Raw genomic sequence first — 318 nt, 5'->3', positions numbered from 1 at the left:
GGGTGTTGATCGAAGGCCCAACGGCCCTGGCCGCGGTGATGGGACTGGTTCAGGGTTTGATGGAGTGATCCCGGTTCCATCGAACACCCGAGTTTGGCTGGCGGCCGGTGTGACGGACATGCGGCGCGGCTTCAACTCTTTGGCCGCACAAGCCGAACAGGTTCTCGCGGAAGATCCTTATTCTGGGCACCTGTTCGTGTTCCGCGGTCGGCGGGGTGATCTTTTGAAGATCATCTGGTGGGACAGTCAGGGGGCTTGCCTGTTTTCCAAACGCCTGGAGAAAGGCCGGTTTGTCTGGCCGGGCGCGAAGGCTGGCAA

General features: G+C 61.0%; 1 protein-coding gene. It reads left to right on the top strand.

What is annotated here, in order from left to right:
• Nucleotides 1-118 precede the first annotated feature (118 nt).
• A partial coding sequence (tnpB, locus tag ACXAIC_RS24875; RefSeq protein ID WP_475187145.1) for an IS66 family insertion sequence element accessory protein TnpB occupies nucleotides 119-318 on the top strand: 200 nt, incomplete at its 3' end.

It is taken from the genome of Roseibium sp. AWQ4_254 (genome assembly GCF_056161025.1).
Note: the sequence above shows the minus strand (reverse complement) of the source record. Positions and strands in the feature narration are given on the sequence as shown.